The 24,699-nt window shown below is 60.8% G+C and carries 22 protein-coding genes; 15 read left to right on the forward strand and 7 right to left on the reverse strand.

Going from position 1 to position 24,699, the window contains the following annotated elements; genetic code table 11:
- Positions 1-45 precede the first annotated feature (45 nt).
- Positions 46-648 (reverse strand): peroxiredoxin, encoded by a 603-nt coding sequence (locus J1G37_RS01150; protein WP_003172097.1) that lies wholly within the window; start codon positions 646-648, stop codon positions 46-48.
- 242 nt (positions 649-890) lie between these two features.
- Between J1G37_RS01150 and J1G37_RS01155 the strand changes: the two genes are divergently transcribed.
- Both J1G37_RS01155 and bfr read left to right on the forward strand, forming a co-directional pair.
- On the forward strand, positions 891-1,109 hold the full coding sequence (locus J1G37_RS01155; protein ID WP_003208706.1) for a bacterioferritin-associated ferredoxin: 219 nt from the start codon (positions 891-893) through the stop codon (positions 1,107-1,109).
- Positions 1,110-1,310: 201 nt separating this feature from the next.
- On the forward strand, positions 1,311-1,781 hold the full coding sequence (gene bfr, locus J1G37_RS01160) for a bacterioferritin (protein WP_017738288.1): 471 nt from the start codon (positions 1,311-1,313) through the stop codon (positions 1,779-1,781).
- 69 nt (positions 1,782-1,850) lie between these two features.
- On the opposite strand, the gene grxD is transcribed toward bfr, so the two are convergent.
- Together grxD and J1G37_RS01170 are read right to left on the reverse strand one after the other, a co-directional pair.
- Entirely contained in the window at positions 1,851-2,189 is a 339-nt protein-coding gene (grxD, locus tag J1G37_RS01165; RefSeq protein WP_135287643.1) for a Grx4 family monothiol glutaredoxin, read from the reverse strand.
- A 77-nt stretch (positions 2,190-2,266) separates the two neighbouring features.
- The gene (locus J1G37_RS01170; RefSeq protein ID WP_207039889.1) at positions 2,267-4,375 is read right to left on the reverse strand and encodes a molybdopterin oxidoreductase family protein; all 2,109 of its coding nucleotides are present in this window, start codon (positions 4,373-4,375) and stop codon (positions 2,267-2,269) included.
- A gap of 435 nt (positions 4,376-4,810) precedes the next feature.
- Here J1G37_RS01170 and argF point away from each other — a divergent pair, with 435 nt between their 5' ends.
- Together argF and J1G37_RS01180 are read left to right on the forward strand one after the other, a co-directional pair.
- The gene (gene argF, locus J1G37_RS01175) at positions 4,811-5,731 is read left to right on the forward strand and encodes an ornithine carbamoyltransferase (protein WP_207039890.1); all 921 of its coding nucleotides are present in this window, start codon (positions 4,811-4,813) and stop codon (positions 5,729-5,731) included.
- Positions 5,728-6,837 carry an ABC transporter ATP-binding protein gene (locus J1G37_RS01180; RefSeq protein WP_207039891.1) on the forward strand — a complete coding sequence of 370 codons (1,110 nt, stop codon included), beginning with the start codon at positions 5,728-5,730 and terminating at the stop codon, positions 6,835-6,837. Before argF ends, J1G37_RS01180 begins: the two co-directional genes overlap by 4 nt.
- Before the next feature lie 138 nt (positions 6,838-6,975).
- Here the strand turns inward: J1G37_RS01180 and ybaK are convergent, their stop codons facing one another.
- Positions 6,976-7,446: a Cys-tRNA(Pro) deacylase gene (gene ybaK / locus J1G37_RS01185; RefSeq protein WP_207039892.1), complete on the reverse strand. Its 471-nt coding sequence runs from the start codon at positions 7,444-7,446 to the stop codon at positions 6,976-6,978.
- Positions 7,447-7,772: 326 nt separating this feature from the next.
- On the opposite strand from ybaK, the gene J1G37_RS01190 reads away from it, so the two are divergent.
- From J1G37_RS01190 to J1G37_RS01240, 11 genes are all read left to right on the forward strand, one after another.
- Positions 7,773-8,630: an MIP/aquaporin family protein gene (locus tag J1G37_RS01190; protein ID WP_207039893.1), complete on the forward strand. Its 858-nt coding sequence runs from the start codon at positions 7,773-7,775 to the stop codon at positions 8,628-8,630.
- A 78-nt stretch (positions 8,631-8,708) separates the two neighbouring features.
- Complete coding sequence (gene glpK / locus J1G37_RS01195; RefSeq protein ID WP_017738296.1) at positions 8,709-10,214, forward strand: glycerol kinase GlpK; 1,506 nt, start codon at positions 8,709-8,711, stop codon at positions 10,212-10,214.
- A gap of 83 nt (positions 10,215-10,297) precedes the next feature.
- Positions 10,298-11,053, forward strand: coding sequence for a DeoR/GlpR family transcriptional regulator (locus J1G37_RS01200; protein WP_034118315.1), 756 nt, complete (start codon positions 10,298-10,300; stop codon positions 11,051-11,053).
- A 285-nt stretch (positions 11,054-11,338) separates the two neighbouring features.
- Positions 11,339-12,877, forward strand: coding sequence for a glycerol-3-phosphate dehydrogenase (gene glpD, locus J1G37_RS01205; protein ID WP_207039894.1), 1,539 nt, complete (start codon positions 11,339-11,341; stop codon positions 12,875-12,877).
- 312 nt (positions 12,878-13,189) lie between these two features.
- Positions 13,190-14,116: a glutamate/aspartate ABC transporter substrate-binding protein gene (locus tag J1G37_RS01210; RefSeq protein ID WP_133074503.1), complete on the forward strand. Its 927-nt coding sequence runs from the start codon at positions 13,190-13,192 to the stop codon at positions 14,114-14,116.
- 194 nt (positions 14,117-14,310) lie between these two features.
- Positions 14,311-15,057 (forward strand): amino acid ABC transporter permease, encoded by a 747-nt coding sequence (locus J1G37_RS01215; protein ID WP_017738299.1) that lies wholly within the window; start codon positions 14,311-14,313, stop codon positions 15,055-15,057.
- Positions 15,057-15,728: an ABC transporter permease subunit gene (locus tag J1G37_RS01220; protein ID WP_017738300.1), complete on the forward strand. Its 672-nt coding sequence runs from the start codon at positions 15,057-15,059 to the stop codon at positions 15,726-15,728. Before J1G37_RS01215 ends, J1G37_RS01220 begins: the two co-directional genes overlap by 1 nt.
- Positions 15,725-16,459, forward strand: a complete 735-nt coding sequence (locus tag J1G37_RS01225; protein WP_017738301.1) for an amino acid ABC transporter ATP-binding protein — start codon at positions 15,725-15,727, stop codon at positions 16,457-16,459. The genes J1G37_RS01220 and J1G37_RS01225 overlap by 4 nt, the downstream gene beginning before the upstream one ends.
- A 231-nt stretch (positions 16,460-16,690) precedes the next feature.
- A complete protein-coding gene (locus tag J1G37_RS01230) occupies positions 16,691-18,592 on the forward strand; it encodes a sensor histidine kinase (protein ID WP_207039895.1) in 1,902 nt (633 codons plus the stop codon).
- Entirely contained in the window at positions 18,589-19,926 is a 1,338-nt protein-coding gene (locus J1G37_RS01235; protein ID WP_207039896.1) for a sigma-54 dependent transcriptional regulator, read from the forward strand. Before J1G37_RS01230 ends, J1G37_RS01235 begins: the two co-directional genes overlap by 4 nt.
- Complete coding sequence (locus tag J1G37_RS01240; protein WP_124526125.1) at positions 19,926-20,264, forward strand: GlpM family protein; 339 nt, start codon at positions 19,926-19,928, stop codon at positions 20,262-20,264. Before J1G37_RS01235 ends, J1G37_RS01240 begins: the two co-directional genes overlap by 1 nt.
- Positions 20,265-20,411: 147 nt before the next feature.
- Here J1G37_RS01240 and J1G37_RS01245 read toward each other — a convergent pair whose 3' ends face one another.
- The 3 genes from J1G37_RS01245 to J1G37_RS01255 are packed head-to-tail and all read right to left on the reverse strand — an operon-like array spanning position 20,412 to position 24,692.
- Positions 20,412-21,809, reverse strand: coding sequence for a sigma-54 dependent transcriptional regulator (locus tag J1G37_RS01245; RefSeq protein WP_017736167.1), 1,398 nt, complete (start codon positions 21,807-21,809; stop codon positions 20,412-20,414).
- Complete coding sequence (locus tag J1G37_RS01250) at positions 21,799-23,568, reverse strand: HAMP domain-containing sensor histidine kinase (RefSeq protein WP_207039897.1); 1,770 nt, start codon at positions 23,566-23,568, stop codon at positions 21,799-21,801. The genes J1G37_RS01245 and J1G37_RS01250 overlap by 11 nt, the downstream gene beginning before the upstream one ends.
- A complete protein-coding gene (locus tag J1G37_RS01255; RefSeq protein WP_207039898.1) occupies positions 23,568-24,692 on the reverse strand; it encodes a GNAT family N-acetyltransferase in 1,125 nt (374 codons plus the stop codon). The genes J1G37_RS01250 and J1G37_RS01255 overlap by 1 nt, the downstream gene beginning before the upstream one ends.
- Positions 24,693-24,699: the final 7 nt, after the last annotated feature.

Raw genomic sequence — 24,699 nt, forward strand, 5'->3', positions numbered from 1 at the left:
AAAACCGGCCTTCTCAGGCCGGTTTTTTTGTACCGCGACTCTGGCTTACAGCTTGCCAGCGTTCTCGGTCAGGTAAGCCGCAACGCCTTCTGGCGAAGCGTTCATGCCTTTGTCGCCTTTTTTCCAGTTGGCTGGGCAGACTTCGCCGTGCTCTTCGTGGAATTGCAGGGCGTCGACCAGGCGGATCAGCTCTTCCATGTTACGGCCCAGTGGCAGGTCGTTGATGATCTGGGAGCGCACAACGCCCTTGTCATCGATCAGGAATGCGCCACGGAACGCCACGCCGCCTTCGGACTCAACGTCGTAGGCCTTGGCGATGTCGTGCTTCATGTCGGCAGCCATGGTGTATTTGACTTTGCCGATGCCGCCATCATTGATGGCAGTGTTGCGCCAGGCGTTGTGGGTGAAATGGGAGTCGATGGAAACGGCTACCACTTCAACGTTGCGCGCCTTGAAATCGTCCATGCGGTGGTCCAGAGCGATCAGCTCCGAAGGGCAGACGAAGGTGAAGTCCAGCGGGTAGAAGAACACCAGGCCGTATTTGCCTTTGATGGCTTCAGACAGCTTGAAGCTGTCAACGATTTCGCCATTGCCGAGGACGGCTGGTACGTCGAAATCCGGGGCTTGTTTGCCGACGAGTACGCTCATTGGGTATCTCCTGATGTAAGGGTGACGATTGAAGTAAAAGGACCGGCCCAGTCTGTCGCGTATAAGCGACAGCCCTGTGACGCAGTCACGCTTCGTGAAGACCGGCCATCATACACTGAAAAAACCGTTCGTCAGTGCGGGCACGCCGCCAGCGAATACCCTACGAATCTACTTTGACAATCATTCTCGTTAACATTAAGATCCACCGCACTTAAGCCTTAAACCCGCGACGGTTCTCCCTTATGTATGTCTGCCTCTGTACTGGCGTCACCGACGGACAAATCCGCGAAGCAATCTACGAAGGTTGCTGCAGCTACAAGGAAGTGCGTGAAACCACCGGCGTTGCCAGCCAGTGCGGTAAATGTGCCTGCCTCGCCAAGCAAGTGGTACGGGAAACCCTGACGCAGCTGCAAACAGCCCAGGCCGCGATCCCCTATTCAGCAGAATTTACACACGCTTAAATAGGCGTGTTTTAAAGAACCGGACTTAGTGTCCGGTTTTTTTATGCCCGCAATTCAATTAGTTAGCGCCAAGACGCGGAACACAAACATTCTTATTCCGATTAATTTTCATTTATTATTCAATAACTTAGGTTTGACACTAAGGTTTTCGCCGCTCAAACTCCGCCCTATACACAGCGATTACAGGGCAGGACCCCAGTCATGAAAGGCGACATCTCAGTCATCCAGCAACTCAACAAAATCCTTGCCAATGAACTGGTCGCGATCAATCAGTACTTCCTGCATGCGCGCATGTATGACGATTGGGGCCTGGAAAAGCTCGGCAAGCGTGAATACAAAGAATCCATCAAGGCCATGAAGGACGCCGACGCGCTGATCAAGCGCATCCTGTTCCTGGAAGGCCTGCCGAACGTGCAGGACCTGGGCAAGCTGAACATCGGCGAGCACACCCAGGAAATGATCAGCAGCGACCTCAAGTTCGAGCAGAAGAGCCACAGCGACCTCAAGGCCGCCATCGCTCACTGCGAAACCAAGGGCGACTTCGGCAGCCGCGAACTGCTGGAAGACATCCTGGAAGACCAGGAAGAACACATCGACTGGCTGGAAACCCAGCTGGGCCTGATCGATAAAGTCAGTCTGGAAAACTACCTGCAATCGCAGATGGGCGAATAAGCCCTCAGTACTCAGGTATAAAAAAGCCCCGCTCTCTCACGAGAAGCGGGGCTTTTTATTGCATACGAATCAAGCGTCGGTCTTGGCCGCCGCATTGGCCGCTGCTTCTTTGATCAGCGTTTGCAGCGAACCATCAGCCGCCATCTCAACGATGATGTCGCTACCGCCGACCAGCTCACCGGCCACCCACAGTTGTGGGAACGTAGGCCAGTTGGCGTACTTCGGCAGGTTGGCGCGGATTTCAGGGTTTTGCAGGATATCCACGTAAGCGAATTTCTCGCCACACGCCATGATGGCCTGGGACGCCTTCGCGGAGAAACCGCACTGAGGAGCGTTAGGTGCGCCCTTCATGTAAAGCAGAATGGTGTTGGCAGCAATCTGCTCTTTGATCGTTTCGATGATATCCATGGAACACCTCGGCTGGAACTTTGCGACTCACAGGTCGGCACGGTGGCGCATTGTAACGCAAAATTCCAGCCGGGTGCTCAGGCAGCTGCGACCTGCACCGGAACGCCATTAAGCGCAGCGTTGCCCGACAACTCGTCCAATTGCCGTTCGTCGGTCAAGTCGTTCGCGCTCGCCCCCGGCTGCCCGCTGGCAATGCTCATCTGCACGCCCGGGCGGCCATGGCCCCAGCCGTGGGGCAGGCTGACCACGCCGGGCATCATGTCCAGGCTGGCCAGCACTTCCACCTCGATCATGCCGATGCGTGAACTCACGCGCACCCGCTGGCCATCGCTCAACTGCCGGCTGGACAGGTCATCTGGATGCATCAGCAACTGATGCCGCGGCTTGCCCTTCACCAAGCGGTGATAGTTGTGCATCCAGGAATTATTGCTGCGCACATGCCGGCGCCCGATCAACAACAGTTCGTCAGCTACCGGCAGCGGCTGCGCGGCAAACCGCGCCAGGTCGGCAAGGATCACCGCTGGCGCCGCCTGCACCTTGCCATCCGCGGTTTTCAGACGCTGGGCAAGGTTGGCCCTGAGCGGCCCCAGATCCATGCCATGGGGGTGATCGGCCAGCATCGCGACGGACAGCTTGTGCTCGGACGCATCACCGTACGCCCCGGCCCGTAGCCCGTAGTCGATCATCTGCGCCGGTGCCATGGTCGGCTTGAGCGCTGCCCCCGTCTGCGCGGCGAATGCCTGGGCCAAGCCGACAAAGATCTCCCAGTCATGCAACGCGCCTGGCGGCTTGGGCAGGATCGCGCGATTGAAACGGGTGACATTACGCACGGCGAACATATTGAACGTGGTGTCGTAGTGATCGTTTTCCAGAGCCGACGTGGACGGCAGGATCAAGTCTGCGTAACGCGTGGTCTCGTTGATATAGAGGTCGATGCTGACCATGAATTCCAAGCCATCCAAAGCCTGTTCCAACTGACGACCGTTCGGCGTGGACAACACCGGGTTACCGGCGACGGTCACCAGCGCGCGGATTTGCCCTTCGCCTTCCGTCAGCATCTCTTCAGCCAAGGCCGACACCGGCAACTCGCCGCCATACTCCGGGCGCCCGGAAACCCGGCTCTGCCAGCGATTGAAATGCCCGCCGCCGGTAGACGCCACCAGGTCCACCGCTGGCGACGTGCACAACGCACCACCGACCCGATCCAGGTTACCGGTGACCAGGTTGATCAACTGCACCAGCCAATGGCACAGCGTGCCGAACGCCTGGGTCGAAACCCCCATGCGCCCGTAACACACGGCCTTGTCCGCCGCCGCAAAGTCCCGCGCCAACTGGCGGATCTGCTCGGCCGGCACTGCACATTGGCGGCTCATGGCCTCGGCGGTAAACCCGGCAATGGCGCGTCGCACATCCTCCAGGCCTTCGACGGGCAAATGACTGGCACGGGTCAGGTTTTCGCTAAACAACGTGTTGAGCACGGCGAACAACAACGCCGCATCCCCACCAGGACGCACGAACAGATGCTGGTCGGCCATCGCCGCCGTCTCACTGCGCCGTGGATCGACCACCACCACCTTGCCACCCCGGGCCTGGATGGCTTTCAGGCGTTTCTCCACATCAGGCACGGTCATGATGCTGCCATTGGACGCCAGCGGGTTGCCGCCCAGGATCAACATGAAGTCGGTGTGGTCGATGTCCGGGATCGGCAATAACAAGCCATGTCCGTACATCAGGTAGCTGGTGAGGTGATGGGGCAACTGGTCCACCGAGGTCGCGGAGAACCGGCTGCGCGTCTTGAGCTGGCCCAGGAAGTAGTTGCTGTGGGTCATCAGCCCATAGTTGTGCACGCTGGGGTTGCCTTGATACACCGCCACCGCATTCTGCCCATGCCGGGCCTGAATACCTGCCATACGCTCGGCTACAAGCTTGAACGCATCGTCCCACGGGATCGGCTGCCATTCGCTGCCCACGCGCAACATCGGTTGGTGCAGGCGATCCGGGTCATTTTGGATGTCCTGCAACGCCACGGCCTTGGGGCAGATATGGCCACGGCTGAACGTGTCCAGCGGGTCACCCTTGATCGAGGTGATCGCCAGGCTGCCGTCGTGGGCGCGCGTGGTTTCCAGGGTCAGGCCGCAGATGGCTTCGCACAGATGGCAGGCACGGTGATGGAGAGTCTTGGTCATGGCCAGTCTCTTTATTAGGGCTTTGATTCCACTATGGGCCGCGACCGGCTGGGGCGCCACCAAGGTTCGTCCCGTGAATCGACGGACATCAGGCCAAGCCATGGGTAAGCATGAGTAAATGTTTCAGAAACTTCCGATATCGCCGCTGAAACCGACACAACCCGCCCCAGGCCCGCCCCAGCGGATTGCAAAAGGTTGCGGGGCCAGTGTACAAATGGCTCGCTGCTGTCAGGAATTCGTCTTCAAAAGCGCTCAGGCGCCCTTCTTGAACACCCCTAAAAACGTAGCCCCTATTGGTAAGACGCGACATTTAATGTCAATATCGCGCCTTCCCCTATTTCGTCGCCCCGTGCGGCTTTCGCCGCAGGTCTCGCCCGTTGTCACAATAAACAAGGCTTTGAGTATCTGCGGTCTGTTGCAAAAAGGTAGTTAATGATGAGCGCAAGGCACTTTCTCTCCCTGATGGATTGCACGCCCGAAGAGCTGGTCAGCGTGATCCGTCGAGGCATTGAGCTTAAAGACCTGCGTAACCGCGGCGTACTGTTCGAGCCTTTGAAAAACCGCGTGCTCGGGATGATTTTCGAAAAATCCTCGACCCGCACCCGCGTGTCTTTTGAAGCCGGCATGATCCAACTGGGCGGCCAAGCCATCTTCCTGTCATCGCGCGATACCCAACTGGGCCGTGGCGAGACCGTTGCCGACAGCGCCATCGTGATGTCGAGCATGCTCGATGCGGTGATGATCCGCACCTTTGCCCACAGCACCGTGACCGAATTTGCCGCCCACTCCCGCGTTCCGGTGATCAACGGCCTGTCCGATGACCTGCACCCGTGCCAGTTGCTGGCCGATATGCAAACCTTCCTTGAGCATCGCGGTTCGATCCAGGGCAAGACCGTGGCCTGGATCGGCGACGGCAACAACATGTGCAACAGCTATATAGAAGCAGCGATCCAGTTCGACTTCCAACTGCGCGTTGCCTGCCCGGAAGGCTACGAGCCTGACCCACGCTTCCTGGCACAGGCCGGCGATCGCGTCACCGTCGTACGCGACCCACGCGATGCGGTGATCGGTGCACACCTGGTGAGTACCGACGTCTGGACCTCCATGGGCCAGGAAGAAGAAACCGCCAAGCGCCTGGCCTTGTTCGCGCCGTTCCAGGTGACCCGCGCCCTGCTCGACCTGGCCGCACCGGATGTGCTGTTCATGCACTGCCTGCCGGCCCACCGTGGTGAAGAAATCAGCCTCGACCTGCTGGACGACACCCGTTCGGTCGCCTGGGACCAGGCCGAAAACCGCCTGCATGCGCAAAAGGCCCTGCTCGAATTCCTCGTGCCCCCGTCGTACCACCACGCATGAGCCAGCCATTCCTGCTGAACCTGCGCAATCTGGCATGCGGCTATCAAGATCAACGGGTGGTGCAGAACCTCAATCTGCACCTCAACGCCGGCGACATCGGCTGCCTGCTGGGCTCGTCGGGCTGCGGCAAGACCACCACCCTGCGGGCAATCGCCGGGTTTGAGCCGGTACACGAAGGGGAAATCAGCCTGGCGGGCGAAGTGATCTCCAGCGCCGGTTTCACCCTGGCACCGGAGAAACGTCGCATCGGCATGGTGTTCCAGGACTACGCGCTGTTTCCCCACCTCAGCGTGGCGGACAACATCGCCTTCGGCATTCGCAAGCACCCGCAAAAAGACCGCGTGGTCGCCGAACTGCTGGAGCTGGTCAACCTGAAGAACCTGGGCAAACGCTTCCCCCACGAGCTTTCCGGCGGCCAGCAACAACGCGTTGCCCTCGCCCGCGCCCTGGCGCCGGAACCGCAACTGCTGCTGCTGGATGAGCCGTTCTCCAACCTCGACGGCGAACTGCGGCGCAAGCTCAGCCACGAAGTGCGCGACATCCTCAAGACTCGCGGCACCAGTGCGATCCTCGTCACCCATGACCAGGAAGAAGCCTTCGCCGTGAGTGACCAGGTCGGCGTCTTCAAGGAAGGCCGCCTGGAGCAATGGGACACGCCCTACAACCTCTATCACGAACCGCAGACAACCTATGTCGCGAGCTTTATCGGCCAGGGTTATTTCATCCGTGGCCAATTGAGTTCGCCGGAGTCGGTCAGCACCGAACTGGGCGACCTGCGCGGGAACCGGGCCTACCCTTGGCCAACCGGTAGCGCCGTGGATGTATTGCTGCGCCCCGATGACATCGTCTACGCGCCAGACAGCGCCTTGAAAGCGCGGATCGTGGGCAAGACCTTCCTCGGCGCATCGACCCTGTACCGCCTGCAACTGCCGACCGGTGCACAGCTGGAGTCGATTTTCCCAAGCCATGCCGATCATCAGGTGGGGGCGGACGTGGGGATTCGGGTGGCGGCTGAACACCTCGTACTGTTCCAGGCGTCAGGAAGTGTGGCGGCGCAAATCCCTCAATCCGACTCAGGCGTACGCCGTTACAGCGCTGCCCACTGACAAAACCGGATCAAAAAAATGTGGGAGCTGGCTTGCCTGCGATAGCGGTATGTCAGTCAAAAATATATCGACTGGCATACCGCTATCGCAGGCAAGCCAGCTCCCACATTGGTTTTGTATAGGTTTCAGATGCAGTGATCAGGCCCGCCCAATCGGCGCAAATTTGGCCTGGGTATGCTCCGCCAGCACCGCTGCCGGCAGCTCAACCTCCAGCCCCCTTCTCCCAGCACTCACAAAAATCGTCGCGAACGGCTGCGCCGTCTCGTCGATAAATGTACGCAAGCGCTTCTTCTGCCCCAGCGGGCTGATCCCGCCCAGCAAGTAACCGGTAGAGCGCTGCGCCGCCGCTGGATCCGCCATTTCAACTTTTTTAACCCCCGCCGCATGAGCCAAAGCCTTTAAATCCAGACTTCCGACGACCGGCACCACCGCCACCAATAATTCGCCCTTCTCACTGCTGGCCAGCAAGGTCTTGAACACCTGCGACGGATCCAGCGCCAACTTCTCCGCGGCCTCCAGGCCATACGAAGCCGCCTTGGGATCATGTTCATAACTGTGGATACGATGTTCGGCGCGAACTTTTTTCAACAGGTCCAATGCAGGGGTCATGCTGGCTCCAGGCGTGGCAAACAGATGGCCAATTCTAGGCCAACCCCGCGCAAAACGCTCTACTGCGCACGCTTCGCCGTACACACACATTGTTACAAGCGTGATCATTCACCCGATCAATAGTTTGAAAGTGACCAATGGTTCACTTTCGACCTTTGACAGCCGTCATTCTTGTCTATATTTTTTCGTTTCCGAATACTGTAGGAATGCACCTGCAGCACTCGAGCAGTAAGCCGTTTCCGGGATGGGGATCCTTGCCACGGTGAAAATCGCGCAACGCTCCGTTGAGAGCGTGCGCCAGACAAGAACAACAACTGAGGTTTTCCATGACAACTGCTCTTCAACAGCCTTCACTTTCGAGCCAATGCATGGCCGAATTCCTGGGGACTGCGCTTCTGATCTTCTTCGGTACAGGATGCGTCGCCGCGCTCAAGGTCGCGGGTGCCAGCTTTGGTTTGTGGGAAATCAGTATTATCTGGGGGGTAGGCGTCAGCATGGCGATCTACCTGAGCGCCGGTATTTCCGGGGCTCACCTCAACCCGGCGGTAAGTATCGCCCTGTGCATTTTCGCCGACTTCGAAAAGCGCAAACTGCCCTTCTACATTCTCGCCCAGATCGCCGGTGCCTTCTGCTCGGCCGCCCTGGTGTACACCCTCTACAGCAATCTGTTTTTCGATTACGAACAAACCCACCATATGGTGCGCGGCTCCCAGGCCAGCCTGGAGTTGGCGTCGGTGTTCTCCACCTACCCCCATGCGCTGCTGAGCACCGCCCAGGCGTTCCTGGTGGAAATGGTCATCACCGCGATCCTGATGGGCGTGATCATGGCCCTCACCGATGACAACAATGGCCTGCCACGCGGCCCGTTGGCCCCGCTGCTGATTGGCCTGCTGATCGCCGTGATTGGTAGTGCCATGGGCCCGCTGACCGGCTTTGCGATGAACCCGGCGCGGGATTTCGGGCCCAAGCTGATGACCTTTTTCGCTGGCTGGGGTGAAATAGCCTTTACTGGCGGCCGCGATATTCCTTACTTCCTGATTCCGGTTTTCGCGCCAATTGTCGGCGCATGCCTGGGTGCTGCGGCCTATCGCGGGCTGATCGCCCGTCATCTGCCGAGCGCCGCACCTACTGCTGCTGAAGAAACACCTGACACGGCTGTCAACGGCAAGACCCGTATTTCCTGATAGCGCCAGCCTGGACGCACCTGCCCTTTTTGCGGCCCAGGCTGATTACCGACTTTCTTATTTCCCAAGGCATTCGACATGACCGACATTCAGAATAAGAACTACATCATCGCCCTCGACCAAGGCACCACCAGCTCGCGAGCGATCATCTTTGATCGTGACGCCAACGTGGTGTGCACCGCCCAGCGCGAGTTCGCCCAGCATTACCCGCAAGCCGGCTGGGTCGAGCATGACCCGATGGAGATCTTCGCCACCCAGAGCGCGGTGATGGTCGAGGCCCTGGCCCAGGCCGGCCTGCACCATGACCAGGTCGCCGCCATCGGCATCACCAACCAGCGTGAAACCACCGTAGTGTGGGACAAGATCACCGGCCGCCCGATCTACAACGCCATCGTATGGCAGTGCCGCCGCAGCACCGAGATCTGCCAGCAGCTCAAGCGCGACGGCCACGAACAATACATCAGCGACACCACCGGCCTGGTCACCGATCCGTACTTCTCCGGCACCAAGCTCAAGTGGATCCTCGACAACGTCGAAGGCAGCCGCGAGCGTGCGCGCAACGGCGAACTGCTGTTCGGCACCGTCGACAGCTGGCTGATCTGGAAATTTACCGGCGGCAAGACCCACGTCACCGACTACACCAACGCCTCGCGCACCATGCTCTTCAACATCCACACCCTGGAGTGGGATGCGAAGATGCTGGAGATCCTCGACATTCCCCGCGAGATGTTGCCGGAAGTGAAGTCGTCGTCGGAAATCTACGGCCGCACCAAAAGCGGCATCGCCATCGGCGGTATCGCCGGCGACCAACAGGCCGCGCTGTTCGGCCAGATGTGCGTCGAAGCCGGCCAGGCCAAGAACACCTACGGCACCGGCTGCTTCCTGCTGATGAACACCGGCGACAAGGCGGTGAAATCCAAGCACGGCATGCTCACCACCATCGCTTGCGGCCCGCGTGGCGAAGTGGCCTACGCCCTGGAAGGCGCGGTGTTCAACGGCGGTTCCACCGTGCAGTGGCTGCGTGATGAGCTGAAAATCATCAACGACGCCCACGACACCGAATACTTCGCTGGCAAGGTCAAGGACAGCAACGGCGTGTACCTGGTGCCCGCCTTCACCGGCCTGGGCGCTCCCTATTGGGACCCGTATGCCCGTGGCGCGCTGTTCGGCCTGACCCGTGGCGTACGTGTGGATCACATTATTCGTGCAGCCCTGGAGTCGATTGCCTACCAGACCCGTGACGTACTCGACGCCATGCAACAGGACTCCGGCGAACGCCTCAAAGCCCTGCGTGTGGACGGCGGCGCCGTGGCCAACAACTTCCTGATGCAGTTCCAGGCCGACATCCTCGGCACCCAGGTCGAGCGCCCGCAAATGCGCGAAACCACGGCACTCGGCGCGGCCTACCTGGCTGGCCTGGCATGCGGTTTCTGGGGCAGCCTGGACGAGTTGCGCGGCAAGGCGGTGATCGAGCGCGAATTCGAACCACAACTGGACGAAGCGGCGAAAGAGAAGCTCTACGCCGGCTGGCAAAAAGCCGTTAGCCGCACCCGTGACTGGGAGCCCCACGAAGGCGCCGAATAAGCCAACGTCAGGTTGTAACTGGCCGGGAGTCGATTCCTGCGTCATCATGGGCCACTTTTGTATGGCAGCCCAAAGGACGCCCAATGAATCTGCCTCCCCGCCAACAACAAATCCTCGAACTGGTCCGCGAACGCGGCTACGTCAGTATCGAGGAAATGGCGCAGCTGTTCGTCGTAACCCCGCAAACCATCCGCCGCGATATCAACCAGCTGGCGGACGCCAATCTGCTGCGCCGCTACCACGGCGGCGCGGCCTATGACTCCAGTGTCGAAAACACCGCGTACGCCATGCGTGCCGACCAGATGCGCGACGAAAAACAGCGCATCGGCGAAGCCATTGCCGCACAGATCCCCGACCACGCCTCGCTGTTCATCAATATCGGCACCACCACCGAATCCATCGCCCGCGCGCTGCTCAACCACAACCACCTGAAAATCATCACCAACAACCTCAACGTCGCCACCATGCTCAGTGCCAAGGACGACTTCGATGTGTTGCTGACCGGCGGTAATGTGCGTCGTGACGGCGGCGTAGTGGGTCAGGCCAGTGTGGATTTCATCAACCAGTTCAAGGTGGATTTTGCCTTGGTCGGCATCAGCGGCATTGATGAAGACGGTAGCCTGCTGGACTTTGATTACCAGGAAGTGCGGGTGTCCCAGGCGATTATTGCCAATGCACGGCAGGTGATCCTGGCGGCGGACTCGAGCAAATTTGGGCGCAATGCCATGATTCGCTTGGGGCCGATCAGCCTGGTGGATTGCTTGGTGACCGACCAACAGCCGGTGCCGGCGTTGGTACAGTTGTTGAATGATCATAAGGTGCGGCTGGAAGTCGTTTAGCGCCTGTACTGGCGCCATCGCGGGCAAGCCCGCTCCCACATCGAACGCATTCCCATGCTGGAACTCGGTCAACTGTGGGAGCGGGCTTGCCCGCAATGGCGGCCTATCCAATACCCATGCCCTAAAGCCTACCCCGGGCTCATATTCACAATTCCGCCCTCCCCAGCCCTTCGATGAATTTTTTCAATCAAAGTCGGGTGGCTGTGCGCGCATTTATCAGCTACCATTTTCGCAAATGAACATTAATGTTCGAATTCCAAGACGAATAAATCGCGAGGCCAGCCGATGAACCCTTCCACCTTGCCTGCTCCACCGCTTGCCGAAGTCTATGACGTCGCCGTAATCGGCGGCGGGATCAATGGCGTCGGCATTGCAGCAGACGCAGCCGGGCGCGGTTTGTCGGTGTTCCTTTGCGAAAAGGACGACCTGGCCAGCCACACCTCTTCTGCCAGCAGCAAGCTGATCCACGGCGGCCTGCGTTACCTCGAACATTACGAATTCCGCCTGGTGCGCGAAGCCCTCGCCGAACGTGAAGTGTTGCTGGCCAAAGCCCCGCACATCGTCAAGCAGATGCGTTTCGTGTTGCCGCACCGCCCGCACCTGCGCCCGGCGTGGATGATTCGTGCGGGCCTGTTCCTGTACGACCACCTCGGCAAGCGCGAAAAACTCGCCGGTTCTAAAAGCCTCAAGTTCGGCGCCGACAGCCCGCTGAAAAGCGAAATCACCAAAGGCTTCGAATACTCCGATTGCTGGGTCGATGACGCCCGCCTCGTGGTGCTGAACGCCATGGCCGCCCGTGAAAAAGGCGCACACATCCACACCCAGACCCGTTGCATCAGCGCACACCGCAGCAAGGGCCTGTGGGAAATGAACATGGAGCGTGCCGATGGCAGCCTGTTCTCGATCCGCGCCCGCGCTCTGGTAAACGCCGCGGGTCCGTGGGTCGCCAAATTCATCAAGGACGACCTCAAGCTGGATTCGCCCTACGGCATCCGCTTGATCCAGGGCAGCCACCTGATCGTGCCGAAACTGTACGAAGGCGCCCACGCCCACATCCTGCAGAACGAAGACCAGCGCATCGTCTTCACCATTCCGTACCTGAACCACCTGACCATCATCGGCACCACCGACCGCGAATACACTGGCGATCCGGCGAAAGTTGCGATCACCGAAGGTGAAACCGACTACATGCTCAAGGTGGTCAACGCGCACTTCAAGAAGCAGCTGAGCCGCGACGACATCGTGCACACCTACTCCGGCGTGCGCCCGCTGTGCAACGACGAGTCGGACAACCCGTCGGCCATCACCCGCGACTACACCCTGGCGTTGTCCGGCGGCACGGGCGAAGCACCGATCCTGTCGGTGTTCGGCGGCAAGCTGACCACCTACCGCAAGCTCGCCGAGTCGGCGATGGCCCAACTGGCCCCGTACTTCACGCAGATGCGCCCGAGCTGGACCGCCAAGGCCAGCCTGCCCGGCGGCGAAGACATGACCACGCCAGAAGCCCTGGCCGAAGCGATTCGCCAGAAGTTCGACTGGGTGCCGAGCGAAATCGCACGCCGCTGGTCCACCACCTATGGCAGCCGCACCTGGCGCCTGCTGGAAGGCGTGCAGTCGCTGGCCGACCTCGGCGAGCACCTCGGTGGCGGCCTGTACACCCGCGAAGTCGATTACCTGTGCACGGAAGAATGGGCGACCCAGCCCCAGGACGTACTGTGGCGCCGCACCAAGCTTGGCCTGTTCACCACGCCGGAAGAACAGGACAACCTGCAGCGTTATCTGTCCAAGGTTGAGCGCAATCGCGGCAAGATCGAAGCGGCCTGACAGACCGATCGTACAAAAGCCCCTGCACCGGAAGGTCCAGGGGCTTTTTTATGGGTTCCGTCATTCGGTTTTCCGAACGCAACGCCCCTGCCTATTCGGTTTGCCGGATCAAATCTCGGAGACTCCACCGTCACACAAAGTTAATCACCTTATAAATCATAGAGTTAACCTTTTGTGCAAGGTCTGGCACGACTCATGCTCTACACTCCTTGACGATTGCCTGAGACGCCTCAGGAGCCGTCACGGGCATTCGCTGTACAAGAGAGCCGTTTAGCCGGCTTCATAAAAAAAACAAATGTCGAGGAAGTATTGATGCGCATCGTTCCCCATATCCTGGGCGCAGCTATCGCTGCTGCTCTGATCAGCACTCCAGTTTTCGCCGCCGAACTCACCGGCACACTGAAGAAAATCAACGACTCCGGCACCATCACCCTCGCGCACCGCGACAGCTCCATTCCGTTTTCCTACATCGCGGATGGTTCGGGCAAGCCAGTGGGCTACTCCCACGACATTCAGTTGGCCGTCGTTGAACAACTGAAAAAAGACCTGAACAAACCCGATCTGAAGGCCAAGTACAACCTGGTGACTTCGCAAACCCGTATTCCGCTGATCCAGAACGGCACCGCGGACCTCGAGTGCGGCTCCACCACCAACAACGCCGAACGCGCCCAGCAAGTTGATTTCACCGTCAACATCTTCGAAATCGGCACCCGCCTGCTGGTCAAGAAAGACAAGGAAGGCAAGCCGTCCTACGCTGACTTCGCCGACCTCAAAGGCAAGAACGTCGTGACCACCGCCGGCACCACGTCCGAGCGCATCATCAAGGCGATGAACGCCGACAAGCAGATGGGCATGAACGTCATCTCCGCCAAAGACCACGGCGAATCCTTCCAGATGCTGGAAAGCGGCCGCGCCGTAGCCTTCATGATGGACGACGCCCTGCTGGCCGGTGAAGAAGCCAAGGCCAAGAAGCCGGACGACTGGGTCATTACCGGTACTCCGCAGTCCTTCGAAGCGTACGCGTGCATGGTGCGCAAAGACGACCCAGCCTTCAAAAAGGCCGTGGATGACGCCATCGTCGCCCTGTACAAATCCGGCGAGATCAACAAGATCTACAGCAAGTGGTTCGAGAGCCCGATTCCACCAAAAGGCCTGAACCTGAACTTCCCGATGAGCGACAAGGTGAAGGAGCTGATCGCCAACCCAAGCGACAAACCAGCGCCTGACGTAAAAATCTGATACCTGACTAAGCTTATCTCCTGAGGGAGCCAACCCTCCCTCAGGCGTCTGTTACTACCTGCTGGCTTTTATTTGGAACACTCGACCTGGCGGTTTTCGAGCCGATCTTGTGTGCCTGGCGTTCACCGCCGGGCGGGAATGGATTTTCCCCAAGCGGGTGCTTGTACATTGATCGACTTCGAGGGGAGACCCTAATGAATTACAACTGGGACTGGGGCGTGTTCTTCAAGTCCACCGGCGTGGGCAGCGAGACTTATCTCGACTGGTACATCGCCGGCTTGGGCTGGACCATCGCCATCGCTGTCGTGGCATGGATTATCGCCTTGCTGCTGGGCTCCATTCTGGGGGTCATGCGCACCGTGCCAAACCGCCTCGTATCGGGCATCGCGACCTGCTACGTGGAACTGTTTCGTAACGTGCCGCTGCTGGTGCAGCTGTTCATCTGGTACTTCCTGATCCCCGACCTGCTGCCGCAAAACCTGCAGGACTGGTACAAACAAGACCTCAACCCGACCACCTCGGCCTACCTGAGCGTTGTCGTGTGCCTGGGCCTGTTCACCGCCGCCCGGGTGTGCGAGCAAGTACGCACCGGCATCCAGGCGCTGCCACGCGGCCAGGAATCAGCCGCGCGCGCCATGGGTTTCAAGCTGCCGCAGATCTACTGGAACGTGCTGCTGCCCCAGGCCTATCGGATCATCATTCCGCCGCTTACCTCGGAATTCCTCAACGTGTTCAAGAACTCCTCCGTGGCGTCCTTGATCGGCCTGATGGAATTGCTGGCGCAAACCAAGCAGACCGCCGAGTTCTCGGCCAACCTGTTTGAAGCCTTCACCCTGGCCACGCTGATCTACTTCACCCTGAACATGAGCCTGATGCTGCTCATGCGCCTGGTCGAGAAGAAAGTCGCGGTGCCCGGCCTGATCTCCGTGGGGGGTAAATAATGGAACTCGATTTCAGCGGTATCATCCCCGCCATCCCGGGCCTGTGGAACGGCATGGTCATGACCTTGCAGCTGATGGTCATGGGCGTGGTCGGCGGCATCGCGTTGGGCACGGTCCTCGCGCTGATGCGCCTGTCGTCCAACAAATTGCTGTCGCGTGTGGCTGGCGCTTATGTGAACTACTTCCGCTCGATCCCGTTGCTGCTGGTGATCACCTGGTTCTACCTGGCAGTGCCGTTCGTGCTGCGCTGGATCACCGGCGAAGACACCCCGATCGGCGCGTTCGCTTCCTGCGTCGTGGCCTTCATGATGTTCGAAGCCGCGTACTTCTGTGAAATCGTACGGGCCGGCGTGCAATCGATCCCCAAGGGCCAGATGGGCGCGGCGCAAGCGATGGGCATGACCTATGGCCAGACCATGCGCCTGATCATCCTGCCCCAGGCGTTCCGCAAGATGACCCCGTTGCTGCTGCAACAGTCGATCATCCTGTTCCAGGACACCTCGCTGGTCTACACCGTGGGCCTGGTGGACTTCCTCAACTCCGCCCGCTCCAACGGCGACATCATCGGCCGCTCCAATGAGTTCCTGATCTTTGCCGGTGTCGTCTACTTCATCATCAGCTTTTCCGCCTCGCTGCTGGTCAAGCGTCTGCAAAAAAGGTTTGCCGTATGATCTCTATCAAGAACATCAACAAGTGGTATGGCGACTTCCAGGTGCTGACCGATTGCAGCACTGATGTCAAAAAAGGCGAAGTGATCGTGGTGTGCGGGCCGTCCGGCTCGGGCAAATCCACCCTGATCAAGTGCGTCAACGCGCTGGAACCGTTCCAGAAGGGCGACATCATCGTGGACGGCACCTCCATCGCCGACCCGAAGACCAACCTGCCGAAACTGCGCTCGCGCGTGGGCATGGTGTTCCAACACTTCGAACTGTTCCCGCACCTGACCATCACCGAAAACCTGACCATCGCGCAGATCAAGGTGTTGGGCCGCAGCAAGGAAGAAGCCACCAAGAAAGGCCTGCAACTGCTTGAGCGCGTCGGCCTGTCGGCACATGCCCACAAGCACCCCGGCCAACTCTCCGGCGGCCAGCAACAACGTGTGGCGATTGCCCGCGCGCTGGCGATGGACCCGATCGTCATGCTGTTCGACGAACCGACCTCGGCCCTCGACCCGGAAATGGTCAACGAAGTGCTCGACGTGATGGTGCAACTGGCCCAGGAAGGCATGACCATGATGTGCGTGACCCACGAAATGGGCTTCGCCCGCAAAGTGGCCGACCGCGTGATCTTCATGGACGCCGGCAAGATCATCGAAGACTGCCCGAAAGAAGAGTTCTTCGGCGACATCAGCGCCCGCTCCGAACGCGCTCAGCACTTCCTTGAGAAAATCCTGCAACACTAAAACCGGGCTCGCGCTCCCTGTGGGAACCGGGCCTGTGCAGGCACTGGCTCTTGTGTGGGAGCTGGCTTGTGTGGGAGCTGGCTTGCCTGCGATGCAGACACCTCGGTGCAGCAGTGACACCGAGGCAATCCTATCGCAGGCAAGCCAGCTCCCACACAAGCCACCCCCACACAGTCCCGGTGCCCACACAAACACCGGGCCAACAGCTCTGGTTGACCCAAGGCATCTGTGATGAAATGCGACCCCAACCAATTTCGCGCCGCACCGCCATCACTTGCCGTGAAACCACGCCTGATTCGCCAACTGTTCCTGCCGCCGTTGATCATCGCCCTGATGATCGGCCTGGGTTATGTCGGCTTCTGGATCAGTGAGTACTATGGCATCCGCACGCTCAGCGACACTGGCGAACGCCAGCTGGAGCTGCACGCCCGTACCGTCGAAAGCGAACTGAGCAAATACACCTACCTGCCGAGCCTGCTGGAGCTGGAAGCCAGCGTCTCCAAGCTGCTGGCCGAGCCGAGCCAGGAAACCCGCAAATCGGTCAACGACTACCTTGAAGGCCTGAACCGACGCAGTCGCAGCCGGGCCATCTACGTGATGGACACCACCGGCCGCGTGTTGGCCACGAGTAACTGGCGCGATGCCGACAGTTACCAGGGTGAAGACCTGTCCTTCCGTGCCTATTTCCAGAACGCCGTACGCGGCCAGCCCGGGCGTTTCTACGGCATCGGCAGCACCAATGGCGAGCCCGGCTATTACCTGGCCCATGGCCTGGAAGAACACGGCAAGATCATCGGCGTCGCGGTGGTCAAAGTGCGCCTCGAAGCCCTGGAAGAGCGCTGGCAGCGTGCGCGCCTCGAAGCATTTGTCAGCGACGAGAACGGCATCATCATCCTCTCCAGCGACCCGGCCCGCCGCCTCAAGGCCGTGCGCCCGCTGAGCGATGACACCAAGGACCGCCTGGCCCACAGCCTGCAATATTACTGGGCGACGCTCAACGAGCTGGAACCCCTGGCCCGCGAGCGCCTCAACGAAGGCACCGAGAAGCTCACCTTCCCGGCCAACAGCGAAGTGGTCAACGACGAGCACGAAGTCAGCTACCTGGCGCAAACCCGCCCGCTCAACGACACGCCGTGGAACTTCACCCTGCTCACCCCGCTCAACGACCTGCGCCGCGCTGCGATCAACCAGGGCATCCTGGTGGCCGTCGCCTTTGGCCTGGTGGCGTTCCTGCTGATCGCCTGGAACGAGCGGCGCAAGGTCATCGCCACCCGCCTCGCTGCGCGGGAGGCCTTGCAGGAAGCCAACAGCCAGCTGGAGCGTCGGATTGCCGAACGCACCACCGATCTGCGTGCCAGCAATGAACGGCTCAAGGGCCAAATCCGCGAACGCCGCCAGGCCGAAGAAACCCTGCGCCGCGCCCAGGACGAGCTGGTACAGGCCGGCAAACTGGCAGCCATCGGCCAGATGTCCACCAGCATCGCCCACGAATTGAACCAGCCGCTGGCCGCACTGCGCACCTTGTCCGGCAATACCGTGCGCTTCCTTGAGCGCGGCGCCCTGGACACCGCCAGCGCCAACCTCAAGACCATCAACGAACTGATCGACCGCATGGGCCGCATCACCGCCAGCCTGCGCTCGTTCGCCCGGCGCGGTGACGACCAGGGCGAAGCCAACCTGGGCAAGGCGGTGGATGCCGCGTTCCAGGTCCTCGGCGCACGCCTGGACGGCCTGCCGCTGACCGTACACAGGGACTTTTCCCACGCCCAATTGCAGATTGATCAGACGCGCCTGGAGCAGATCCTGGTTAACCTGATCGGCAACGCCCTCGACGCCATGCAAGCCCAGCCCGCCCCGGAACTGTGGCTGGACGGCAGCAGCGCCGAGGGCAAATACCGCCTGCACGTGCGCGACAACGGCCACGGCATCGACCCCGAGGCGCGCAAGCATTTGTTCGAACCGTTTTTCACCACCAAACCCGGTGAGCAAGGCCTGGGCCTGGGCCTGACCCTGTCCGCTAGCCTCGCTGCAGCCACCGGCGGCAACCTTGCCGTGGAGCATCCGGTGGGGGGTGGTACCGCCTTTGTCCTGTGCCTGCCGTTGGTAGGCGCTCAAAAAGCTGAGCCGACATGACTACTGATCCCAAAGACCTCACCGTCCTGATTGTCGAGGACGACCCCCACGTGCTGCTGGGCTGCCAGCAAGCCCTGGCCCTGGAAGATATTCCCAGCGTCGGCGTGGCCAGTGCCGAGGAAGCGCTCAAGCGCATCGGCGAGAACTTCGCGGGCATTGTCATCAGCGATATCCGCCTGCCGGGCATCGACGGCCTGGAGTTGCTGACCCGCCTCAAGGCCCTGGATAAGAGCCTGCCGGTGGTGTTGATCACCGGGCATGGCGATATCTCCATGGCCGTCGGCGCGATGCGCAACGGCGCCTATGATTTCATGGAAAAACCCTTCTCCCCCGAGCGCCTGGTGGACGTCGCCCGCCGCGCCCTGGAGCAACGCGGGCTGGCGCGGGAAGTCTGGGCGCTGCGCCGTCAGTTGGCCGAGCGCGATTCCCTGGAAGGCCGCATCATCGGCCGCTCGCCGGCCATGCAAAACCTGCGCGAGCTGATCGCCAACGTCGCCGACACCTCGGCCAACGTGCTGATCGAAGGCGAGACCGGCACCGGCAAGGAACTGGTCGCCCGTTGCCTGCATGATTTCAGCCGCCGTCACGCGCACCAATTCGTCGCGCTGAACTGCGGCGGCCTGCCGGAGAACCTGTTCGAAAGCGAGATTTTCGGCCACGAAGCCAACGCTTTCACCGGCGCCGGCAAACGCCGCATCGGCAAGATCGAACACGCCCACGAGGGCACGCTGTTCCTCGATGAAGTGGAAAGCATGCCGATCAACCTGCAAATCAAATTGCTGCGGGTGTTGCAGGAACGCACCCTCGAACGCCTGGGCTCGAACCAGAGCGTGGCGGTGGATTGCCGGGTGATCGCCGCGACCAAATCCGACCTTGACGAACTGAGCCGCGCCAGCCAGTTCCGCAGCGACCTGTATTACCGCCTCAACGTGGTGACCCTGGAACTGCCGCCCCTGCGCGAACGCCGCGAAGACATCCTGCAACTGTTCGAACACTTCCTGCAGCAGTCGTCCCTGCGCTTCGACCGCGCCGCGCCGGAGTTGGACAACCAGACCGTGTCGAGCCTGATGAGCCACGACTGGCCGGGCAACGTGCGCGAACTGCGCAACGTCGCCGAGCGCTTCGCCCTTGGCCTGCCCGCCTTCAAGAAAAGCGGCGCCGCCGGCAGCGGCCATGGCCTGGCCTTCACCGAAGCGGTGGAAGCCTTCGAACGCAACCTGCTGGGCGATGCCCTGCAACGCAGCGGCGGCAACCTGACCCAGGCCAGCCTGGAACTGGGCATGGCCAAGACCACCTTGTTCGACAAGGTCAAGAAATACGGGTTGAGCCACTGATGGATCTGTTCTTGAAAGCCGCCCTGGGCGCGGCCGTCGTGTTGATCCTGGCTGCACTGGCCAAAACCAAAAACTATTACATTGCGGGTCTGGTGCCGCTGTTTCCGACCTTTGCGCTGATCGCCCACTACATCGTCGGCAAAGGCCGTTCGGTGGAGGATTTGAAGACCACGATCCTGTTTGGGATGTGGTCGATCATTCCGTATTTTGTGTATTTGGCGACGTTGTATGTGGTGGTGGATCGGTTGCGGTTGGAGGCTTCGCTGGCAGTGGCGGCAGTGGCTTGGTTGATGGCCGCGACTGTGCTGGTGAGCATCTGGGTCCGCGTCCACACCTGACCCAACTCGGTCAAAAACTGTGGGAGCTAAAAATGTGGGAGCGGGCTTGCCCGCGAATGCGGTGGTTCAGTTGGAACATCTTTGACTGACACACCGCCATCGCAGGCAAGCCAGCTCCCACATTTGGATCACTGCCTGACAGAAAGATCAGCGGACTATTTTGTCGACCTGGATGCCCAGCTTTTTCAGGCGATACCAGAAGCTCCGCTCCGAAATCCCGATCTTCGCCGCAGCCGCCGCCTGCACCCCGTTGCTCTCCTGCAACGCCGCCAGAATGTAAGCCTTCTCCACCTCAGCCAGCGCCGCATCCAGATCCTGCGGCACGCCCGGGCCATCACTGAGGATCGCCGCAACACCGCCCTCACTCGGCCTCGACGCAAACAGATACCCCGGCAAGTCGATGTCTTCGATCACCGGCGTAGCCGCCACAATCGTCGCCCGCTCCACGCAGTTTTGCAGTTCACGGATATTGCCCGGCCAGTGATACGCCGCCATCGCCTGCAACGCCTCGGCGCTGAAGCCGGTGATGCGCTTGCCGGCCGTGGCACTCAGGGTGTGGGCGAAGTGTCGGGCCAGCGGCGCGATGTCTTCCACGCGCTCGCGCAACGCCGGCAGGGGAATCGGGAACACGTTGAGGCGGTAATACAGGTCTTCGCGAAACTCCTTGTTGGCCACCGCCTCCAGCAGGTTCTTGTTGGTGGCGGCGATCACCCGCACATCGACCTTGCGCTCGCGCGGGTCGCCCACCGGTTCGATCACCCGCTCCTGCAACGCCCGCAGGATCTTGGCCTGCAACGCCAGCGGCATGTCGCCCACTTCGTCGAGGAACAGCGTGCCCTTGTCCGCCTGCTGAAAGCGCCCTACCCGGTCCGACACCGCGCCGGTAAACGCGCCTTTGCGATGGCCGAACATTTCGCTTTCCAGCAAACCCTCGGGGATCGCCGCGCAATTGACCGCCACGAACGGTTTGTCGGCACGGCTGCCGTGCTTGTGGATAGCCCGCGCGACCATCTCCTTGCCGGTGCCGCTTTCGCCGGTGAGCAGGATGGTCGCGGCGCTGTCACGCACCGCGTCCACCGCTTGCAGCACGCTGCGGAACGCCGGGCTGTCGCCCACCAGGCTGTCGAACTGGGCGTGCTCATCCAGCTCGGCGCGCAGGCGTGCGTTGTCGCGCAGGATGTCGCGAAACTGCAAGGCCTTGGCCACCGTGATGTCCAGCTCGTCGATGTCGAACGGTTTGGCGATGTAGTCATAGGCGCCGTTGCGCATCGATTGCACGGCGTTCTTCACCGTGCTGTAGGCGGTCATCACGATCACCGGCACCTGGGGATAGCGCACCTTGATCTCGGCCAACAGCGCCGGGCCGTCCATGCCGGGCATGCGCCAGTCGCTGATCACCAGGTCGATGTCTTCCTGCTCCAGCACCTTGAGCGCGTGCAAGCCGTTGCCGGCGACAAACACCTGCACCTCGCTCTGGCCCAGGGCCGATGCGAGCAAGTCGCAGAGCTTGGGCTCGTCATCGACTACCAGAATGTTATGCGTCATGACTGTCCTCGTCGTCTTCGCCGATAGCCGGAATGTACAGGCTGAACGTGGCGCCGGCATCTTTCTCGCTGACGCATTCGATGCTGCCGTCGTGACTTTCCATGATCGAATAGACCTTGGCCAGCCCCAGGCCGGTGCCCGAGGCCTTGGTGGTGACGAACGGGGTAAAGATGCGCTCGATCATTTCTGCCGGAATACCCTGGCCGCTGTCGGCGATGCTGATCAGGGTGTTGTCGCCGACACTGCGAATGCCCAGGCTCAGGCGCCCGCCGTCGGGCATGGCGTCGATGGCATTGAGGATCAGGTTGAGGCACGCCTGCTTGAGTTGCTTGGCATCCGCGTAGATCGTCGCGCCCGGCGCCTGGTCATCGACCTGCACATCCACATTGTGCGCCGCCAGTTCCGGCGCGCAAAAGCCGAGGATCTCGTCCACCAACGGCCGCGCCGGTTGCAACACACGCAACGGCGGGTTGGGCTTGGCGAAGTCGAGAAACTCGGTAATCAGTTCGTTGATGCGGCTGACCTCGCTGACCACATATTCCAGGTGACGCTTGTCGGTCTCCGCCAGGTCCGCACGCCGATGCAACAGTTGGGTGGCGGTCTTGATAATGCCCAGCGGGTTGCGGATTTCGTGGGCCAGGCCCATGGCGACTTCGCCCAGGGCATGCAGGCGATCACGCCGACGCAGTTGGGCTTCGAGGTGATGCAACTCGCCCAGGCGCTCGGTCATGTGGTTGAACGTGCTGCTCAGTTGCGCCAACTCATCGCCGCCGCTGACCGCCACGCGGTGCTGGTAATTGCCGGAAATCACCGCATCCACGCCTTGGGACAAGTCGCGCAAGGGCCGGGTCAGGCGCCGTGACACCAACACGCCCGCGCCCAGGGACAGCGCCGAGCTGACCAGGAAGATCAGCACAAACAGATTGCTCTGGTTGACCAACCCCACCAGGCTCGAATGGCGCAACAGACCGCTGAAGATCACGCCCTGCAAGTCACCGGCGTCGTTGAAGATCGGCCAGTACAAACCGCTGTAGTTGTTGGTGAACTGCTCGCTCGGCTGCTTGGTATTGCGCATTGCCGCTTCCACGTCCTTGGGGATGCGCGAGGGGTGATCCTGGAAACGCTGGGTGGAGAAAATTTCCGAGAAGCCTTTCGGGTTGGCCAGGTACAGGCGCAGGTCGAGTGAATGCACTTCGGCCACGCTGGTGAGGAAGCTGCTGTCCAGGTACGTCGCCACCAGCAGCAGGTAATCCACCCCTTCCTTGCTGGTCTCGAAGGTGGAGACGACGATGCCGGTGTCGACGCCGGACACGCTCACCGTTTGCAGGACCGCGTTGCTGGTCAGGCTGATCTGCTTGACGATGTCATCGGACGCTGTGCTGAACATGATCTTGTGGTCGCTGACGCGAATCAGCGCGACCACGTCGATGTCCGTCGCATCGGCGATGTCGGCGGTCAAGCGGTCGTGCTTGGCGGCCAGACGGTCCGAGGGCGGGCTGGCGTAGCGCAGGAACAGTTTGGCCATGCGCGCGTTGTCGTGAACGATGTCGCCAATCTCGTCCTTGACGATGCGGGTGGACTCTTGCAGCCAGATCCGCACGTTGCTGTCGAAGATCTGCGACAGGGTGGTCGCGGCCAACTCGGCGGCGATCATCGTCGGGATCACGCTGACCAGCCAGAACGCCAGCACCAGCTTGCGCTGGACACTCCAGCGTGAAATCGCAAACGGACGGGCTTTCTGGCGGGTCTTGGTGATCATCAGGTTTCGCTTATCGCAGCAGCCATGGCAGGGTCGGAACGATCCGGTCGAATAAACAGTTTTACAAGCTTGAGCAGGCCGTTGACCAGCCGGTTGCGGTGGCGGAAGAACACGCTGTTGCCCTGGAACTCGCAGCCCAGGCGCAGCTTACTGGCATACCCGGCCTGCCCGCACTCGTACAACGCAATATTGTGTTCAATACAGTAGTCCACATTGGTCAGCCAGCTGCGGAAGTACAGGTTGTAGTCGCGGGTGAATTCGACGTCATGCCCGAAGAACTTGTCCACCAGGCGGTGCTCGTCCACGAGGATCAGGTTGAACGCCACCAGGTTGTCATCTACCCAGTACAGAACACACACCGCGCGTTCTCCGAGGCGTTCCAGCACACCGGTGAAGTAGCCGGCGGGCAGGCGCTCGAACTGCAAGTCGGCGCGGGTGAGCGTGGCTTCGTACAGGCGCATGATCTCGGGCAGCACATCGTCGATAGTGCGCCGCCACTCCACCCGTGGCCCCGGCGCGCGCAGCTTGCGGCGCAGGTCCTTGCGCGTGGATTTACCCAGGGAGCCGAGGTAGGCGTCCACCGAGCCGTAGGGCAGCGGCAACACGCCTGTGGGCAAGCTCGGCATGCTTTGGAAGCCGGCGGCGCGGCAGCTGTCGGACCAGTGCGGATCGTTGCTTGGCGCGTCCTTGACCGCGACGAGGCCGATGCCGAATTCATCGGCGTCCTGGCGTGCGGCGGCGAGCAGGTGCTTGAGCAACAGCGGGCGGCGTGATTCAGGCACGTTGCTGGCGAAACCGGCATCGCAGCGCTCGGCCACCGGCGAGCCGATGGCGTACAAGCCCAACTGCAAAAGACCCGGCCACAGTCGGTCCAGGCGTTCGGTCAAACGCTTGCCGGCGCCTGACACTGTGGTGTCGAGGCGGTAATGGGTGATGAACGCGGCAGCCACGGCCACCAGCGTTCCATTGTCGTACACCGCGAGGTATCGCCATTGGAAATCCGCGATGGCGGCGCTTTCCACGGCGACGTAATAGTCCCAGTCCTCCAGGGCACCGGGGAAGCAGTCATTCCAGGCACTGCGCTGGAGGGCCCGGATGCTGGGGAAGGCTTGGGCGGTAATCACATTTTTC

Source organism: Pseudomonas sp. Marseille-Q1929 (assembly GCF_017316265.1).
Classification (GTDB): domain Bacteria; phylum Pseudomonadota; class Gammaproteobacteria; order Pseudomonadales; family Pseudomonadaceae; genus Aquipseudomonas.

Coding starts and splice junctions, on each gene's coding strand:
- J1G37_RS01150 (WP_003172097.1), bottom strand. CDS start 648: ATGAGCGTACTCGTCGGCAAACAAGCCCCGGATTTCGACGTACCAGCC.
- J1G37_RS01155 (WP_003208706.1), top strand. CDS start 891: ATGTATGTCTGCCTCTGTACTGGCGTCACCGACGGACAAATCCGCGAA.
- bfr (WP_017738288.1), top strand. CDS start 1,311: ATGAAAGGCGACATCTCAGTCATCCAGCAACTCAACAAAATCCTTGCC.
- grxD (WP_135287643.1), bottom strand. CDS start 2,189: ATGGATATCATCGAAACGATCAAAGAGCAGATTGCTGCCAACACCATT.
- J1G37_RS01170 (WP_207039889.1), bottom strand. CDS start 4,375: ATGACCAAGACTCTCCATCACCGTGCCTGCCATCTGTGCGAAGCCATC.
- argF (WP_207039890.1), top strand. CDS start 4,811: ATGAGCGCAAGGCACTTTCTCTCCCTGATGGATTGCACGCCCGAAGAG.
- J1G37_RS01180 (WP_207039891.1), top strand. CDS start 5,728: ATGAGCCAGCCATTCCTGCTGAACCTGCGCAATCTGGCATGCGGCTAT.
- ybaK (WP_207039892.1), bottom strand. CDS start 7,446: ATGACCCCTGCATTGGACCTGTTGAAAAAAGTTCGCGCCGAACATCGT.
- J1G37_RS01190 (WP_207039893.1), top strand. CDS start 7,773: ATGACAACTGCTCTTCAACAGCCTTCACTTTCGAGCCAATGCATGGCC.
- glpK (WP_017738296.1), top strand. CDS start 8,709: ATGACCGACATTCAGAATAAGAACTACATCATCGCCCTCGACCAAGGC.
- J1G37_RS01200 (WP_034118315.1), top strand. CDS start 10,298: ATGAATCTGCCTCCCCGCCAACAACAAATCCTCGAACTGGTCCGCGAA.
- glpD (WP_207039894.1), top strand. CDS start 11,339: ATGAACCCTTCCACCTTGCCTGCTCCACCGCTTGCCGAAGTCTATGAC.
- J1G37_RS01210 (WP_133074503.1), top strand. CDS start 13,190: ATGCGCATCGTTCCCCATATCCTGGGCGCAGCTATCGCTGCTGCTCTG.
- J1G37_RS01215 (WP_017738299.1), top strand. CDS start 14,311: ATGAATTACAACTGGGACTGGGGCGTGTTCTTCAAGTCCACCGGCGTG.
- J1G37_RS01220 (WP_017738300.1), top strand. CDS start 15,057: ATGGAACTCGATTTCAGCGGTATCATCCCCGCCATCCCGGGCCTGTGG.
- J1G37_RS01225 (WP_017738301.1), top strand. CDS start 15,725: ATGATCTCTATCAAGAACATCAACAAGTGGTATGGCGACTTCCAGGTG.
- J1G37_RS01230 (WP_207039895.1), top strand. CDS start 16,691: ATGAAATGCGACCCCAACCAATTTCGCGCCGCACCGCCATCACTTGCC.
- J1G37_RS01235 (WP_207039896.1), top strand. CDS start 18,589: ATGACTACTGATCCCAAAGACCTCACCGTCCTGATTGTCGAGGACGAC.
- J1G37_RS01240 (WP_124526125.1), top strand. CDS start 19,926: ATGGATCTGTTCTTGAAAGCCGCCCTGGGCGCGGCCGTCGTGTTGATC.
- J1G37_RS01245 (WP_017736167.1), bottom strand. CDS start 21,809: ATGACGCATAACATTCTGGTAGTCGATGACGAGCCCAAGCTCTGCGAC.
- J1G37_RS01250 (WP_207039897.1), bottom strand. CDS start 23,568: ATGATCACCAAGACCCGCCAGAAAGCCCGTCCGTTTGCGATTTCACGC.